The organism is Vannielia litorea (assembly GCF_900142295.1).
GTDB lineage: Bacteria > Pseudomonadota > Alphaproteobacteria > Rhodobacterales > Rhodobacteraceae > Vannielia > Vannielia litorea.
This window is the reverse complement of the sequence record NZ_FSRL01000002.1, coordinates 177,851-193,234: the sequence shown is the minus strand read 5'-3', so window position 1 is coordinate 193,234 and position 15,384 is coordinate 177,851. Positions and strand designations below refer to the sequence as shown.

At 65.4% G+C, this 15,384-nt stretch carries 15 protein-coding genes and 1 pseudogene; 11 read left to right on the top strand and 5 right to left on the bottom strand.

What is annotated here, in order from left to right; all coding sequences use genetic code 11:
- From BUR94_RS18860 to BUR94_RS18845, 4 genes are all read right to left on the bottom strand, one after another.
- Nucleotides 1-1,059 carry an alcohol dehydrogenase catalytic domain-containing protein gene (locus BUR94_RS18860; RefSeq protein ID WP_074257979.1) on the bottom strand — a complete coding sequence of 353 codons (1,059 nt, stop codon included), beginning with the start codon at nucleotides 1,057-1,059 and terminating at the stop codon, nucleotides 1-3.
- A complete protein-coding gene (locus BUR94_RS18855; RefSeq protein WP_074257978.1) occupies nucleotides 1,056-2,339 on the bottom strand; it encodes a TRAP transporter large permease in 1,284 nt (427 codons plus the stop codon). Before BUR94_RS18855 ends, BUR94_RS18860 begins: the two co-directional genes overlap by 4 nt.
- Complete coding sequence (locus tag BUR94_RS18850; RefSeq protein WP_074257977.1) at nucleotides 2,336-2,818, bottom strand: TRAP transporter small permease; 483 nt, start codon at nucleotides 2,816-2,818, stop codon at nucleotides 2,336-2,338. The genes BUR94_RS18855 and BUR94_RS18850 overlap by 4 nt, the downstream gene beginning before the upstream one ends.
- A 90-nt stretch (nucleotides 2,819-2,908) precedes the next feature.
- On the bottom strand, nucleotides 2,909-3,868 hold the full coding sequence (locus tag BUR94_RS18845) for a DctP family TRAP transporter solute-binding subunit (protein ID WP_074257976.1): 960 nt from the start codon (nucleotides 3,866-3,868) through the stop codon (nucleotides 2,909-2,911).
- Nucleotides 3,869-4,455: 587 nt separating this feature from the next.
- On the opposite strand from BUR94_RS18845, the gene BUR94_RS18840 reads away from it, so the two are divergent.
- Nucleotides 4,456-5,100: a Crp/Fnr family transcriptional regulator gene (locus BUR94_RS18840; protein ID WP_074257975.1), complete on the top strand. Its 645-nt coding sequence runs from the start codon at nucleotides 4,456-4,458 to the stop codon at nucleotides 5,098-5,100.
- Nucleotides 5,101-5,164: 64 nt separating this feature from the next.
- A complete protein-coding gene (locus BUR94_RS18835; RefSeq protein WP_074257974.1) occupies nucleotides 5,165-7,633 on the top strand; it encodes a heavy metal translocating P-type ATPase in 2,469 nt (822 codons plus the stop codon).
- A 46-nt stretch (nucleotides 7,634-7,679) separates the two neighbouring features.
- Here the strand turns inward: BUR94_RS18835 and BUR94_RS18830 are convergent.
- Nucleotides 7,680-7,943: pseudogene (locus BUR94_RS18830) on the bottom strand (DUF305 domain-containing protein); the annotation flags it as partial.
- 126 nt (nucleotides 7,944-8,069) lie between these two features.
- Between BUR94_RS18830 and BUR94_RS20545 the strand changes: the two are divergent.
- From BUR94_RS20545 to BUR94_RS18790, 9 genes are all read left to right on the top strand, one after another.
- Nucleotides 8,070-8,381, top strand: coding sequence for a hypothetical protein (locus tag BUR94_RS20545; RefSeq protein WP_139301359.1), 312 nt, complete (start codon nucleotides 8,070-8,072; stop codon nucleotides 8,379-8,381).
- 78 nt (nucleotides 8,382-8,459) lie between these two features.
- Nucleotides 8,460-8,894 (top strand): c-type cytochrome, encoded by a 435-nt coding sequence (locus tag BUR94_RS18820; RefSeq protein WP_074257971.1) that lies wholly within the window; start codon nucleotides 8,460-8,462, stop codon nucleotides 8,892-8,894.
- A 1-nt stretch (nucleotide 8,895) separates the two neighbouring features.
- The gene (locus BUR94_RS18815) at nucleotides 8,896-10,290 is read left to right on the top strand and encodes a multicopper oxidase family protein (protein ID WP_074257970.1); all 1,395 of its coding nucleotides are present in this window, start codon (nucleotides 8,896-8,898) and stop codon (nucleotides 10,288-10,290) included.
- 39 nt (nucleotides 10,291-10,329) lie between these two features.
- On the top strand, nucleotides 10,330-10,764 hold the full coding sequence (locus BUR94_RS18810; RefSeq protein WP_074257969.1) for a c-type cytochrome: 435 nt from the start codon (nucleotides 10,330-10,332) through the stop codon (nucleotides 10,762-10,764).
- A 125-nt stretch (nucleotides 10,765-10,889) separates the two neighbouring features.
- Nucleotides 10,890-11,276, top strand: a complete 387-nt coding sequence (locus BUR94_RS20540; RefSeq protein WP_139301358.1) for a hypothetical protein — start codon at nucleotides 10,890-10,892, stop codon at nucleotides 11,274-11,276.
- A 276-nt stretch (nucleotides 11,277-11,552) separates the two neighbouring features.
- Complete coding sequence (locus tag BUR94_RS18805; protein ID WP_074257968.1) at nucleotides 11,553-12,968, top strand: TolC family protein; 1,416 nt, start codon at nucleotides 11,553-11,555, stop codon at nucleotides 12,966-12,968.
- Complete coding sequence (locus BUR94_RS18800; protein ID WP_074257967.1) at nucleotides 12,965-14,329, top strand: multicopper oxidase family protein; 1,365 nt, start codon at nucleotides 12,965-12,967, stop codon at nucleotides 14,327-14,329. The genes BUR94_RS18805 and BUR94_RS18800 overlap by 4 nt, the downstream gene beginning before the upstream one ends.
- A 30-nt stretch (nucleotides 14,330-14,359) precedes the next feature.
- Nucleotides 14,360-14,842 (top strand): cupredoxin domain-containing protein, encoded by a 483-nt coding sequence (locus BUR94_RS18795; protein WP_074257966.1) that lies wholly within the window; start codon nucleotides 14,360-14,362, stop codon nucleotides 14,840-14,842.
- Nucleotides 14,843-14,862: 20 nt separating this feature from the next.
- Entirely contained in the window at nucleotides 14,863-15,150 is a 288-nt protein-coding gene (locus BUR94_RS18790) for a copper-binding protein (protein WP_074257965.1), read from the top strand.
- Nucleotides 15,151-15,384: the final 234 nt, after the last annotated feature.

Sequence of the window (15,384 nt, the reverse complement as noted above, 5' to 3'; positions counted from 1 at the left end):
TCAGTCCTGTGCGCCGCTGAGCAGCACCTTGATGTGCTGCTCGGCCCGGAAGGAGGCCCTGAAGGCCTCCAGCACCTCGGCGAGCGGGAACTGCCCTGTCACGATGGGCGCGGGGTCGATCGTGCCGTCCACCAGCATCCGCGCCGAGCGTTCGAACACGTTGTTCTGACGAAAGGTCGAGATCAGGTCGATCTCGCGGGCTGTCATCTGGTTGAAGGGCACCTCGCAGCTCTGCGAGGGGATCATGCCCACGAGCACGGCCCGGCCACCCCGCCGCGTCATGCGCACCATGTCGACAAACGCTGACGGGTGCCCGGAGGCCTCGAAGGAGATGTCGAAGGCGCCTCCCCGCGCGTCGATTACAGGCACGAGATCGCCCACGCCAGGATTCATCACGTCGGTCGCCCCCATCCTGAGGGCGGTCTCGCGGCGGAAGGCGCTTGGGTCGGAGACGCAGACACGCGCTGCCCCTGCCGCGCGCACGACTGCCGCTATGAGTGAGCCGATGGTGCCTGCCCCTGCAACTACGACGTCGCGGCCCAGCACCGGCCCTGCACGCTCGACTGCGTGCACGGCGACGGAGAGCGGCTCGGTGACGCAGAGTAGCGAGTGCGGCGTGTCGCCAGGCACCTTGACGCAGCGCCGCGCATCGACCACGAAGCTCTCGCGGTAGCCGCCATCGAGATGTGGGTCATGGCTGGCGGATCCCATGAACTGAACGTTGTGGCACAGGTTGTTGCGACCGGCGCGACAGGCCGGGCACCGGCCGCAGGTAAGCGCCGGATCGACCACCACGCGATCACCCGGGGCGAGTCCCTCCACCTCTGCACCGCATTCGGAGATGTCTCCGCTCATTTCGTGACCGAGGGCGAAGGGTGTCCTGAGCACGAAGTTTCCCATGCGGGCGTTGTGATAGTAGTGCTGGTCGGAGCCGCAGATCCCTGCGGCGCCGAGGGTCACGCGCACATCGCGCGGGCCGAGGGGTTCGACGGGGACCGGCTGAAGCCGAAGGTCCTTGGGGCCGTGCAGCACGGCCCCGAGTGGCGCGGATGAGGTCACTGGGCGCCTCCATTCAGGATGTTGGGCAGGGCTGTGCTCAGCCCCGGGATGAAGAGCAAGGCCAGGAGTGTCAGCAGCAGCGGTGCCGCGAAGAGCAGCAGGCTTCGGCTGACAAAGCCCGGCGTCACGTCGGCCACCTTGGCCAGGACGAAGATGACCATGCCGACGGGCGGGGTGAGCAGACCCAGCATCAGGTTGAACATGAAGAAGATGCCAAAATGGATCGGGTCGATGCCCAACGCGGTGGCCGTGGGCAGCAGGATTGGCACCAGGATGGTGATGGCGGCGATCATGTCGAGGAAGCAGCCGACAACGAGGGTTACCGCGGCCACGATCAGCAGGAAGAGCCAGGGGTTCTCCGTGACTCCCGTGACCATGTCCTGCACGAGGCGGCCTACGTTGTTGGCGGTGAGCAGCCAGGAAAAGATCGCTGAGCCCGCCACGATGATCAGGATCGAACAGCTTGTGGTGGCCGTCTCCCGGCTGATCCGGGTGAAGTCGCGCAGGCTCAGCGAGCGGAACACCAGCGTGCTGAGCAGCAGCGCATAGGCGGAGGCCGCCACGGCCGCCTCCGTGGGGGTGAAGACGCCGGTCATGATACCGCCGATGATGAGCACCGGAGTCAGCAGTGGAAAGATCGCCTGGCGGGCGCGGTCCACCACGGTTGGAATGCTGAAGGGCAAGCTCGGCTCGTAGCCGCGACGCCAGGAGATGAGGAAGATCATCAGGCTCATCAGAAGGGCGAGGACGACACCTGGCAGGATGCCCGCAAGGAACAGGCTGCCGATGGATTCCGAGGCCACCACGCCATAGATGATTAGCGGCAGAGACGGCGGGATCAGCGGCCCGATGATCGAGCTGGCACCGGTGATGCCGATCGAGAAGTCGTCGTCGTAGCCTGCCTCGCGCATCGCCTTCACTTCGATCGCGCCCAGCCCGCCGACATCAGCCACCGCCGAGCCGGACATGCCCGAGAAGAGCACGCTGGCGGCCACGTTCACATGGCCCAGCCCGCCCTTCATCCAGCCGACCACGGCATTTGCGAAGCCGAAGATCCGCTCGGTCACCCCGCCCACGTTCATCACTGCACCGGCAAAGACGAAGAAGGGAATGGCCAGCAGGGTGAAGCTGTCGACCCCGTTGATCATGCGAAAGAGCACCTGCGGCGTCCCGAGGCCCTCGGTGAGCAGCAGGTAGGCCATGGAGGCGCCAACAAGTGCGAGGCCCACGGGGATGCGCAGCACCAGCAGGACGGCAAGGGTGACAAAGAGGATGGTCACGGGCGGGCCTCCTGCGACACGCCGCGCAGGCGGTCGGACAGGCGCAGCAGCGTTGCTGCCAGGTTGAGCAGTAGGCCTGTGAGCACGATGTAGTAGATCACCGACTTGGGCAGCGGGATCGCGCTCATCTGCTGGCCAGAGAGCTGCGCCAGCGCCCAGGCCTGCCAGGCCAGCGTGCCGATGATCGCCAACTGGATCAGCTCCGCGATGCTTTCCAGCCACGGCCGCGCCGGCTCGGGGAGCATCTCGACAAACATGTCGATGGCAATGTGCTCGCCCCGGCGGGTCACGACCGGCAGCCCGAGGAAAGCCACGGAGATCATCAGGTAGCGCGCCAGTTCCTCGGTCCAGCCCAGGGGCATGTTGAGGAAGTAGCGAAAGAAGAACTGGGCGAAGACGGCGATTCCGAGCGCCCAGAAGGCGGCGAGCAGGCAGCTTTCCTCGATCAGGCTGGTGAGCTTGCGTGCGATGCCAAGCATGGTGTCCTCCCCCGGATGAACCGGGCGGCGAGAAGGCTCGCCCGCCCGGCAGTCTGTCATGGCGGAGCACACACCCCGCCCTCGGGCCGGTCAGTCGGCCAGTGCGGTCACGCGGTCGACCAGCTCCTCACCCCACTCGGCCTTGACGGCGGGGATCACGAGCTCGGCGAACGGCGCGCGGTCGACATCGACGATCTCCACGTCATCACCGGCGCGGAACTTGTCGAAGAGCTCTTCCTCACGCGCCACGATCTTGTCGCTGAACATGGCAGAGGCTTCGCGGGTGATCTCGGTGAAGAGCGCCTTTTCCTCGTCGGAGAGCCGGCTCCAAAGCGGGCCGCCGAAGACCGACACCACCGAGGAGGTGATGTGGCTGGTCCGGGCGACGTAGTTCTGAACCTCGTAGAACTTGTTCGACTCGATGATGGTGATCGGGTTTTCCTGCCCCTCCACCACGCCTTGCTGAAGCGCAAGATAGACTTCGGCAAAGGAGATGGGCGTCGGGTTGGCACCCACGGCGGTCGGGAAGATCTTCCAGAGCGGCGCGTTCGCCACGCAGATCTTCATGCCCTCCATGTCGGCGGGCGTCTCGATCTTTTCCTGCGAGCTGGTCTGACGCGAGCCGAAGTAGAGGATCGAAGTCACCTTGTTGCCGGTCTTGTCGAAGTAGCCCTGGCTGACCTCCTCGAAGATGTCGCTGCCCTGGTAGGACTTCCAGTGGTCGTAGTCCTTCCAGATGAAGGGCGCTTCCGAGATCGCCATCGGCTTGTGGAACTGGCCGAGGAAGGTGGGGCCAGTGTAGGCCATCTGGATCGAACCGATCTGGAGGCCTTCGGTGATGGTTTCCTCGTTGCCGAGTTGCGAGCTGGGGAACACGTCGACGACATAGGCGCCGTCGGTGCGCTTCTCGATCTCGTCCGCGATCCACTCGGCGGCTTCGTTGTAGAGGGTGTTCGCCTCGTAGACGTGGGCGAATTTCAGCGTCTCCTGTGCCAGCAAGGGGCTGGCTGTCAGGGCGACAGCGGCTGTGAGGGTGGCGAGTGTCTTCATGGTCTCCTCCTGTGCAAAATGTGCATGCATCGGTTGGTAGAGGCCTGCAATCAGGAAGTTGATGGGGAGTATGTGCAAAATTTGCACACTCGAGCAGCCCCGTGACTGCGAGCCCCAGGCCGACACCAACAGCCCGGAAACCCTTGGCGCACGTCCTGAACGCATATCGAGAGTCCCAGCGCTTCGAAGGACTCGCAAGCCGAACGAGGCGCGACTACGAGTGACACCTGAACCGCATCGAAGCCGGGTATGGAACCTTTCCAGTCGCCGCACTTACAGCCCGGCGGCGCCTGCTCGGAGCCCAACATCACGACCTGTCAGGAAAGGCTTGGTAGCGGAGGAGGGACTTGATCCCCCGACACGCGGATTATGATTCCGCTCTGCCTCATGAAACCACTGCACAATTTCTCCAAACGGGGCGCATCTCCGGGCAGCGAAGGTGCGGATGGCATGGCGTGGTCATGGCTCATCTGTGCCGTAGTCGGAGCGCTGGCAAGTAGAAGAACGAGAACGGTGGCTGGCAGCCTCATGGCGGATCTCCCTGTCATCATGGATGCCCAGGCTATCTCCGGTCGCGGCACCGGGATATGATCGGGATCATGTCGTCTTTTCTTGAGAGCCTTCGCGCTTCGATCCCCGACTCAGCCGCTCGGATGGTGGCTCTGAAGGACGGCGCCTTGCTCTTTCGACAAGGCGACCGCCCGAGCTGGCTCTACGCGATCGAGTCCGGTCAGGTGGACCTGATGCGGTGGACCGCTGCGGGCAGCGCAGTGCGGCTCCACTCGGCTCTAGCAGGAGAGGTGGTTGCCGAGGCTTCGCTCTTCTCGGAGGCCTATCACTGTGACGCGGTCGCTACCCAGCCCCTGCAGGCAATTGCCTTTGACCTGGGCGCGGTTCGCGCCGCCTGCCAAGGAACGCCGGACCTCGCCATGATCCTGGTCCGGCATCTCTCGATGGCTCTTCGCGATGCACGGCGCCTTGTGGAACTGCGCTCGATCACGCCGCTGACGGAACGGCTGCTGGCTCGTTTGAGCGAACTGGCGGATCCCCACGGGCATTTACCCGCTGATCTGCGAATGGTCGACATCGCCCGCGAGATCGGCGCGAGCCCCGAAGCGACATACCGCGCGGTCAGTTCATTGGAGGCCTCAGGAAAGGTCGAGCGCCCGGCGCGCGGTGTCGTGTGGTTGGCTCTAAACGAGCGAAAAAAGGGCAGCGAAGCTCCCTCTTGACCTTCCAGTCACTGGAAGGACTACATGTCCTGTTCATCAGCAAGTCCACCGGAAGGGACTCACCATGGACAGCTCTCACACACACGCTCACGCCCATGACCAAGACCGCGAGGCCGTTACCCGCGATCCGGTCTGTGGCATGACCGTCGACCCCGCAGCCGAGAAGCCCACGACGGAGCACGACGGCCACACCTACCATTTCTGCTCCGAGGGCTGCCGCGCCAAGTTCGTCGCCGACCCTGAGGCCTACCGCACAGCCACGGACCCTGTCTGCGGCATGACGGTGGAGCGCGCGAGTGCCGCGCACATGGCAAAACACGAGGGGCAGCGGTTCTACTTCTGCTCGGTGCGCTGTCAGGAGAAGTTCGAGGCGGAGCCGGAGTCCTATCTCGGAGATCGTCCGACGCCTGCGGCCATGCCGGAGGGCACGCAATACACCTGCCCCATGCACCCCGAGATCGTGCAGGATCATCCGGGCGACTGCCCCAAATGCGGCATGGCCCTGGAGCCGATGACACCGAACGCCGACTCCGGCCCCAACCCCGAGTTCGTGGACTTCAAGCACAGGCTGTGGATCGCCGGACCGCTGGCGCTGGCTGTCTTCGTGTTGGAGATGGGCGCGCATCTCGGCCTGCCCTTCGCCGACTGGATCGGCCATGGCGCCTTCGGCTGGGTGCAGTTCGCACTCGCAACGCCCGTGGTCTGGATCTGTCGCCCGTTCTTCAAGCGAGGCTGGGCCTCGATCGTCAACCGCTCGCCCAACATGTGGACTCTGATTGCCCTCGGCACCGGAGCGGCCTACGTTTTTTCCATCGTCTCCCTGCTGGCTCCCGGCCTGCTTCCCGAGCAGGTGCGCGACGGCATGGGTATGGCGCCGGTCTATTTCGAAGCAACCGCGGTGATCCTGGTGCTGGTGCTGGTCGGCCAGGTCATGGAACTTGCGGCCCGCGAACGCACCGGCGATGCGATCCGCGCCCTGATGGATCTCGCGCCCAAGACTGCGCGCCGGGTGAACGGCGACACCGAGGAAGATGTGCCACTCGACGCGCTGACGACCGGCGACATCCTGCGGGTCCGCCCCGGCGAGGCCGTGCCGGTGGATGGGGTGGTGACCGAGGGCCGCTCGTCCGTCGATGAGAGCATGATCACCGGAGAACCGGTGCCTGTGGAGAAGGTCGAGGGCGAAGAGGTGACGGGCGGCACGCTGAACAAGACCGGAAGCTTCCTGATGGAGGCACAGGGCGTGGGCGAGGACACCACGCTGGCGCGGATCGTGCGCATGGTCGCCTCCGCGCAGCGCTCGCGTGCACCGATCCAGGCGATGGCTGACCGGGTCTCGGCCTGGTTCGTGCCCGCCGTCGTGGCGGCCGCCGTTCTGGCCTTTCTGGCCTGGTGGGTGCTCGGCCCCTCGCCGGCCCTTTCCTATGCCTTCGTGGCCGCCGTCTCGGTGCTCATCATCGCTTGTCCCTGTGCGCTGGGTCTGGCCACGCCCATGTCGATCATGGTGGCCACCGGGCGGGGGGCGAATGCCGGCGTGCTCATCCGTGACGCCGAGGCGCTGGAACGCTTTGCCAAGGTCACCGCGCTGATCGTCGACAAGACCGGCACGCTGACCGAGGGCAAGCCGACCCTGACCGACGTGGAAGTGGCCGAGGGTGCGTCAGAGGGCGAGATCCTCGCGCTGGCGGCGGCGCTGGAGCGCGGCTCCGAGCACCCGCTGGCTGAGGCGATCGTGACCGGGGCCGAGGAGCGCGGGGCCGAACGCCTCGGCAGCAGCGACTTTGAGGCGATCACCGGCAAGGGCGTGACCGGCACGGTCGAAGGCCGCCGGGTCGCCTTGGGCAATGCAGCAATGCTGGCCGATCTCGGCGCCGAGCCCGGCCCGCTGGATGACAGGGCCAAAGCCCTTCAACGCGAAGGCAAGACCGCGATGTTCGTGGTCATCGATGACAGGCTCGCAGGCCTGGTGGCGGTGGCCGACCGGATCAAGGAGACCACGCCCGAGGCCATCGCGGCGCTCCACGACCTCGGGCTGCGGATCATCATGGCGACCGGCGATGCCGAGGCAACCGCCCAGGCCGTGGCAGGCAAGCTCGGCATCGACGAGGTTCATGCCGAGGTGAGCCCCGAGGACAAGAACGCCCTGGTGCGTCGCCTCAAGGAAGAGGGCTTCTCCGTGGCCATGGCCGGCGACGGTGTGAACGACGCGCCTGCCCTGGCCGAGGCCGATGTGGGCATCGCCATGGGCACCGGCGCTGACGTGGCGGTGGAGAGCGCAGGTATCACGCTGGTCAAGGGAGACCTGGGCGGCATCGTGCGCGCCCGGCGGCTGGCTGAGGCCACTATGCGCAATATCCGCCAGAACCTGTTCTTCGCCTTTGTCTACAACACCGCCGGCGTGCCGCTCGCGGCCGGGGTGCTCTACCCGCTGATGGGCGTGCTGCTATCGCCCATCGTGGCGGCGGCAGCGATGAGCCTTTCCTCCGTCTCGGTCATCGGCAACGCGCTGCGCCTTCGTGCGACGCGCCTCTGACAAGCCCTGCGGCAGGCGGCGGTCACTCCCCCGCCTGCTCGCCCTCCAGATCCTCTTGCATCGCCTTCATCTCTGCGATCTCCCGCTCCTGCGCCTCGATGATGCCGTCGGCCAGCTCTCGAACACGCGGATCGAAGAGATTGGCGCGGCCGGAGGTCATGATGGCAATCGAGTGGTGCGGGATCATTGCACGCATGAAGCTGACATCGTCGACGGTCGTCTGCGACCGGACCAGCCAGAGCGACAGCGCAAAGACGCTCGCCGCTCCGGCGAAAGTCGCGATGTTGGCGGCGTTGCTGCGATACATCGACAGCCTAACGTCGACTCGAATGGATCGGTTCACCGTCTACCCGACCTCGTCTGCGCTCATACCTCAGCAAAGGTTGACCCGAGCGTGCACGGCCCGCATGATACCAGCCCTGAAGGAGGCAACTTCGTGCGGCATTTCCTGATCGCGTTGGCACTGATGGTGGTGGGCCTCGTGGCTCTGCCGAGCCCGGCCGATGCGCACGACATGGCACATGGGGTTGAGTGCGCTGACTGCGCTTGGCTGTCGGCCGACGTCAAAGGCAGCGGCGAGCATCAATGCCATCATGGCAGCCACGGAGTCACCGCCAATCTGACGGGCTCGACAGCAGCGCCGACCCCCATGCAGCTCGCCGGGTCGACCGGTCGAGTGACCGACAGCGTCACGGCACCTTCGCACGCGCCTCAGACGGATCTCCCGCCACCCCGCCTCCAATCCTGACAAAACTGCAAAGCAGGCCATTTCGACCTGCACAGCGTTACTGCGCGATGAAAAATCGCGCCCTTCAGGATATCAAATATGAACAAACTCCTCCCGGTTGCGGCTGCAGCCGCCGTAGTTGCAGGTAGCCTGTGGTATCTGCTCGCGTTGGGCGAGGACGACACCGCCTACCGTGCCGAGCCCGCGTCAGGCGCTGCCATCGTCGAAGTTGCAGTGCCCGCCGAGTTGTCGCCCAAGGCCGCACAGGGCAAACGGGCCTTCGATGCGACGTGCGCGGCCTGCCATGGTGAAAATGCGTCTGGGAAGATGGGCTCTGGGCCGCCTCTTGTGCACAAGATCTACGAGCCGTCTCACCATGGCGACATGGCCTTCGTCATCGCGGTGCAGCAGGGCGTCCGGGCCCACCATTGGCCGTTCGGTGACATGCCGATGCAGCAGGGGCTGACCCGGGCTGATGTGCTCTCGATCGTGGCCTATGTGCGCGAGCTGCAACGTGCCAACGGGATCGAGTGACATGCGCAAGCACAAGATGACCCGCCGCAGCTTCTGCGCCGCGATCGCAGGCGCAGGCATGGCCGTGGCCACTCCGGCACGTGCTGCCGGGCCGGAGGTGCTCAGCACCGAGGTCACTGAGCTGCAACTCGCGCCGGAGGGCTATGGCCCAACCCAGGCCTGGACCTACGATGGCCAGCTTCCGGGTCCGGTGCTGCGACAGCCCCAGGGGAGCCGCCTTGTGCGGCGGCTCGAAAACCGCCTTCCTGTGCCGACATCGATCCATTGGCACGGCATCAGAATCGACAACACGATGGACGGCGTCGCCGGGCTCACGCAGGAGGCGGTGCCACCCGGTGGACAGTTCGATTACGCCTTCGACCTGCCAGATGCGGGCACCTACTGGTATCACGCTCACACCAACTCCAGCGAACAGGTCACCCGCGGCCTCGCTGGCGCTTTGATCGTGGACGAGGCGACGCCTCCCGACATCGACCGCGATGAGGTGCTGCTGCTCGCGGACTGGCTACTGAACCCCGAGACAGGGGCCTTCCAGGAGCCGTTCGACCATCCGATGCTGCGCAGCCATGGCGGCCGGTTCGGCAACCTGATCGGCACCAACGGGCGCTTCGATTTTTCCGCCGAAGTGCGACAGAACGAACGGATCCGCCTGCGTCTCATCAACGGCGCCACGGCGCGCATATTCGGGTTGCGGCTCGAGGGGTTGACCGGCTGGACCGTTGCGCTGGACGGCATGCCCTTGACTGAACCCGAGCCGGTCACCGGTGAGCTTGTCCTCGCCCCGGCGCAACGGATCGACCTCATCGTCGATGTCACAGCGGGCGTCGGGGAGACGGCGATTCTTCTCCGGATTGACGATGACGAGAGCTGGCGCGCTCAGGCGTTCTTCCCCGTCGTTGGCGCTTCCGCTACCACCCGGCGTCCTGCTCCGTCCGCGCTTCCACCCAACCCCGGAATGGAGCTGCCCAACCTGGCAGAAGCGCAAGTGCTCGACATGCCCATGGCGGGCGGGGCCATGGGCGGGCTTCGCAGTGCGCGCTTCGAAGGCGCCGACCTCGGGTTTCGCGACCTCGTGCGGCGCGGTCAGTTCTGGTCACTCGCCGGTCAGGTCGGCATGGCCGAACGCCCCTTCGCCAGCCTGTCGCGCGGCGCGACGGTGCGGATGAAGATCACCAACGACACCGCTTTCCCGCATGCGATGCACCTGCATGGCATGCACTTTCGCGAGGTGCGGCAGGGCGGCGGCTTCGGTCCGATGCGGGATACGGTGCTCAGCCTGCCCGACCAACCGCTCGACATTGCCTTCACCGCCGACAACCCCGGCAAGTGGCTGTTCCACTGCCACATGCTCGATCACGCCGCCTCGGGGATGACCACCTGGATCGAGGTCGTCTGAGATCGCAACCCACACGCAATCAAGCAGAAGGACAACAGGATGCAGACATACAAGATCGCGATCGCCCTGATCGCCATTGGAACCACCGCGCTGGCCCACGGCGGGGTGAAGAACAAGGACGTGCTTGCCCGGATGGAGGGGATGACCGCTCTCGCCGATCAAGTGAAGGTCATCGGCCGGATGATGAAGGGCGAGGCCGCGTTCGACGCAGCGGCCGCAAATGCCGCACTCCAGGCCATCTCGGATGAAGCGGAGTCGATTCCTGCGCTCTTCGAGACCGAAGCGCAGGATCCGAAGTCGGAGACATTGCCGTTGGTCTGGGAAGAGTTCGATGATTTCGAGCAGCAGGCTCTGGGGCTGGAACGGAGCACAGCCGAGCTGTCAGGTAGCATCTCTGCTCCTGCGGACCTTCGACCTGCGATGAAGGCCGTCTCGGCAGCCTGCAGCGGGTGCCACGAGGTCTACAGAGAGTGAGCGGTGGTTCCCTGTGGCCGCGCAACTGCGTCGATGAAATTTGTCGCTTTTTTTTGCACCTTTGCGGCCTGTTGTGGCCGCTCACGGGATTGAGAGTTGTCGGTAATAGGGTGCGAAGGTATGGCATGGGTATGAACGATTTGGCGCGGACATTTCTGGCAGCTTGCCTCGTGGCTCTTGTCGCGATGTCAGTCCTCCTGACACCGGCCAATGCCACTGTGATGATCGCCTGTGATACGCCGGATGCCTCTATCCAGGTGAGCGCGGAGGCGCACGGCCATGGCGCGTCCCGCGGTGATACCGCCCACACAGAAGCCGCGGACACTTCCGGCAGCACGCACACGCACCCCGAGGGGCATTGCGCCAGCCACTCCTGCGTGGTGGGCGTGTCCGTCGTTCAGCACAGCGCGACCGCATCGCTAACCCTCCTCGGCACCGAGCAGGCAGTGCCTACCGGTTCACTGGTGGATCAATCCGCACCAGAAGGGCTCCGCAGGCCACCGCGCACCTGATCATTCCCTGTCATGGGCCGGCTCAAGGAAGCGGCCCGAATGATCACAAACAAGCGCGGAAATACCATCCATGAAAAAGTCCTTCGCGGCCCTCGTGCCGCTCGCTCTTGCGGCCTGTGCGCCGCTTGAGCCCCTACCCGCAGGCGCCGAGCTGACAGGCTCGACCGCTGTCACCACCCCCGCTCCTTCCGGCCCCACAGTCGGCTGGGCAGGCTACCGGGTCCGCCCGCCTGAAGACTGGCGCGGCGTCAACGACGCACAGACGGGGAACTGAACATGAAAGTGAGAGTGATTGCACCCGTTGCGGTGCTCGGGCTGCTAGCGGCCTGCGCCGACACGGCCACCATCGGGCGCGTCAGCGCGCCCAGGGCAGGGTTTGCCGCCGTGCAGGCCCAGGCGGGGAAGGCCAACATCGGCACCCCGGCCTGGCAGCTGAGCGCTGCCGAGATCGCCGCTGCCGAGGCGCAGAGCAAGGGCCTCCTGTCCGGCAAGACCATCAGCGCGGAAACGGCCGTCAAGGTGGCGCTGTTGAACAATCGGGGGCTTCAGGCTTCCTACGCCGAGCTGGGGCTCGCGGCTGCTGATGTATGGGAAACTGCTCTCGGGCCGGTCCCGAGCGTGGGCGTTTCCGTATCCGGCCTGGCTGGAGACGTGACCCGGACACTTGAGGCCGCCCTGCTCACCGCAGTGCTCGATGCCGTGACGGCAAAGCCGCGCACCAAGGTCGCCGGGTTGCACTTTCGGCAAGCCCAGCTCGCGGCCGCCGGCGAGACCATCGCCCTCGCCGTCGAAACCCGGCGCGCCTGGATCGAGGCAGTCGCAGCCTTCGAGGCCGCCAGTCTGACGGCCCGCACCCAGAACGCGGCCAATGCCGCCTCCGAGCTGGCCTCGGAACTTGGGCGCACCGGCGCGCTCGGTGCCGCCGATCAGGCGCGCGAACATGCGTTCACCGCCGAGATCGCCGCCGAACTGGCCGACGCGCGGCTCGAGGCGCAACTCGCCAAGGAGCGCCTCGCGCGACTGATGGGTGTGTCGCTTGGGCAGGTCACCTTCTACGTCCCTGACGCCCTTCCCGGCCTGCCGGGCAGCCCGCGCTCGCGCAACGACATCGAGCGCCTCGCTCTGCAGAACCGGCTCGACCTGGCCTCCGGCCGCCTCGAGCTGGAGGCCATCGCCGCAGATTACCGCCTGAAGGGCCAGACCAAGGCGGTGTCGGATGTGGCCATCATGGCAGGCGCCGAAGTGGAGCGTGGCGGCGGCGAGACCGAGGTGAGCCCGGTGCTCGAAGTCGAATTCGAGATCCCGCTCTACGACACCTCCAAGCTTACCTCGCGGCGCGGCGCGCTGACCTATCTCAAGGCAGCCAACAGCCTCGCCCAGACCGCCACAGATGCCCGGGCCGACGCACGAATGGCTCATATGGCGGTCACCGGCAAGCACGCCGTGGCACGGCACTGGCGCGATGCTGTCCTGCCGCTCCGCCGCACCATCGATACGGAGGCACTCAAGGCCTACAACGGCATGATCTCCTCCACCTTTGAGCTTCTGGAAGACGCGCGAGACGGACTTGAGGCGCAGCTCGGCGCCGCAGAGGCGAAGCGCGACTACTGGCTCGCCGAAACCGAAGTGACCGCCGCGATCTGGGGCAGCGCCCCCGGCGCAGGTGGTGATGAAGAAGGAGAAGAAGAATGAACCGCAGACAGCTTCTCGGGGCGGGCCTGACCGCAGGCGCAGGCGCCATCCTTGCCAAGGCGGGAAACGCCGAAACGCGCTTCCGCGACCTTCCTGAGGCCGCCTTCACCGACAGCCCCTACACCCAGGTCCCGCCACGGCCGACGGATCGGTTTGACTACAACCCGGTTGTCACCCTTAACGGCTGGTCGCTGCCGTGGCGGATGAACGGTGACGTGAAGGAGTTTCACCTCGTCGCGGAGCCCGTCGAGCGGATCATGGCAGATGGCATGATTGCCAGGCTATGGGGCTACAACGGCCAGTCCACCGGACCCACCATCGAGGCGGTCGAAGGTGAGCGTGTGCGGATCTACGTCACCAACCGCCTGCCCGAGCACACCAGCGTGCACTGGCACGGGCTGATCCTGCCGTCCGGGATGGACGGCGTCGGCGGCCTTTCCCACCCCGGCATCCCTCCCGGCAAGACCTTCGTCTACGAGTTCGATCTGACGAAGTCAGGCACCTTCATGTATCACCCGCACGCCGACGAGATGGTGCAGATGGCAATGGGCATGATGGGCCTGTTCATCGTCCATCCGCGTGATCCGGCCTTTATGCCGGTCGACCGCGACTTCGCCTTCCTCCTCGCCGCCTACGACATCGACCCGGGCACAGCCGTGCCGCGGATTATGGAGATGACAGACTTCAATCTCTGGACTTGGAACAGCCGGATCTTCCCCGACATCGACCCTCTGGTGGTGTCCAAGGGCGACAGGGTGCGCGTGCGCTGCGGCAACCTCACGATGACCAACCATCCGATCCACATGCATGGTTACGACTTCCAGGTCACCTGCACCGATGGCGGGTGGGTGCCGGAAAGCGCGCGCTGGCCGGAGGTCAGCATCGACATTCCGGTGGGCGCGATGCGCGCCTATGAGTTCGACGCCGTGCATGAGGGCGACTGGGCAATTCACTGCCACAAGTCGCACCACACGATGAACGCGATGGGCCACGAGATCCCCACATTCATCGGCGCCGACAAACGGCGCCTCACCAGCATGATCCGGCGCCAGCAGCCCGCCTACATGCCGATGGGCACTGCCGGCATGGCCGACATGGGCGAGATGTCGATGGAGATCCCCGACAACACCGTTCCGATGATGGCCGGCTGGGGGCCGCACGGGCCGCTCGAGATGGGCGGCATGTTCTCCGTGGTGAAGGTCCGCGAGGGCATCGCACCCGGCGACTATTCCGATCCCGGCTGGTTCGAGAACCCGCCCGGCACCCAGGCCTGGGAATGGACTGGCGGCCTGCCGGACCACGCCAGCAAGACTGGACCTGAAACCCAAATCCCCCCGCGCAGCCACGTCCGCCGGGGCTGACCCCAAGAGCAGCAACAAGGAGATATGCTCATGAAGACCATACGACCAATCCTCGCCCTCGTTCTGGCCAGCGCCCTGGCGCCCCTCTCGGCCATGGCCGACGGCACCCACGGAGGCGGCCACAAGATGATGCTCGGAGAGCCAGGCCACGGCCAGGCCACGCGCACCGTCAAGGTGGTCATGACGGAGGATTACGACGCCGAGAATGTCTACATTTTCGACCAGAAAGAGTTGAACTTCTCGGCCGGCGAGACCGTCCGCCTCGTCATCGTCAACGAAGGCGAGGAAGTGCACGAGTTCGTCATGGACACCGCCGAGGCCAATGCCGAGCACAAGGCGCTCATGGAGAAGTTCCCCGAGATGGAACACGACGATCCCAACGCCGTCCGGCTCGAGCCCGGCGAGGAAGCAGAGATCATCTGGACCTTCGGCGAGGCCGGCACCTTCGAGTTCGCCTGCCTCCTGCCCGGCCACTACGAGGCCGGGATGCACGGCCCCCTGACCATCAACTGATTCTGACGGAGAAACCTCACATGAAACTCGCATCCATCACCGCAGCAATCGTGCTCGCCGCCACCACCGCCTTCGCCGAGGGTGATCACCCGATGGCCACCGGCACCGTCACCAAGGTCGACAGCCAGTGGAACAAGCTGACCATCGACCACGGCCCGCTGGAGAACCTCGACATGCCCGCCATGAAGATGGTCTTCGTCGTCGCCGATGCAGCGATGCTGCAGGGCTTGGGCGAGGGCACGAAGATCCGCTTCCTGGCGGATCGGGTGAACGGCAAGCTCACTGTGACCGAGCTCGAAGTCGAGTGACGTGACGGCTGCGCGCCGGGTGACCGGCGCGCGGCGACGTTATTGGGGCACACAAGATGTAGATTGCCGTGCTCCCGGCGTGGATCGAGGCGAAGTGCCTGTGGCGGGTTTCCGAGGGCAACTTTCGGGGTTGCGCGAGGCCTGAGAGGTAAACATCGAGGGATACATTTATGTTTACCTGAGCATTTTAGTGGGAAACTTTTTCGACCCATTAGGTAAACATCGGCAACCTCT

What these genes read in the sequence shown, in the direction of transcription:
- BUR94_RS20540 (WP_139301358.1), top strand. Translation starts at nt 10,890, where the DNA reads ATGGGTATGAACGATTTGGCGCGGACATTTCTGGCAGCTTGCCTCGTG.
- BUR94_RS18840 (WP_074257975.1), top strand. Translation starts at nt 4,456, where the DNA reads ATGATCGGGATCATGTCGTCTTTTCTTGAGAGCCTTCGCGCTTCGATC.
- BUR94_RS18820 (WP_074257971.1), top strand. Translation starts at nt 8,460, where the DNA reads ATGAACAAACTCCTCCCGGTTGCGGCTGCAGCCGCCGTAGTTGCAGGT.
- BUR94_RS18790 (WP_074257965.1), top strand. Translation starts at nt 14,863, where the DNA reads ATGAAACTCGCATCCATCACCGCAGCAATCGTGCTCGCCGCCACCACC.
- BUR94_RS18800 (WP_074257967.1), top strand. Translation starts at nt 12,965, where the DNA reads ATGAACCGCAGACAGCTTCTCGGGGCGGGCCTGACCGCAGGCGCAGGC.
- BUR94_RS18835 (WP_074257974.1), top strand. Translation starts at nt 5,165, where the DNA reads ATGGACAGCTCTCACACACACGCTCACGCCCATGACCAAGACCGCGAG.
- BUR94_RS18815 (WP_074257970.1), top strand. Translation starts at nt 8,896, where the DNA reads ATGCGCAAGCACAAGATGACCCGCCGCAGCTTCTGCGCCGCGATCGCA.
- BUR94_RS18845 (WP_074257976.1), bottom strand. Translation starts at nt 3,868, where the DNA reads ATGAAGACACTCGCCACCCTCACAGCCGCTGTCGCCCTGACAGCCAGC.
- BUR94_RS18805 (WP_074257968.1), top strand. Translation starts at nt 11,553, where the DNA reads ATGAAAGTGAGAGTGATTGCACCCGTTGCGGTGCTCGGGCTGCTAGCG.
- BUR94_RS18810 (WP_074257969.1), top strand. Translation starts at nt 10,330, where the DNA reads ATGCAGACATACAAGATCGCGATCGCCCTGATCGCCATTGGAACCACC.
- BUR94_RS18795 (WP_074257966.1), top strand. Translation starts at nt 14,360, where the DNA reads ATGAAGACCATACGACCAATCCTCGCCCTCGTTCTGGCCAGCGCCCTG.
- BUR94_RS18850 (WP_074257977.1), bottom strand. Translation starts at nt 2,818, where the DNA reads ATGCTTGGCATCGCACGCAAGCTCACCAGCCTGATCGAGGAAAGCTGC.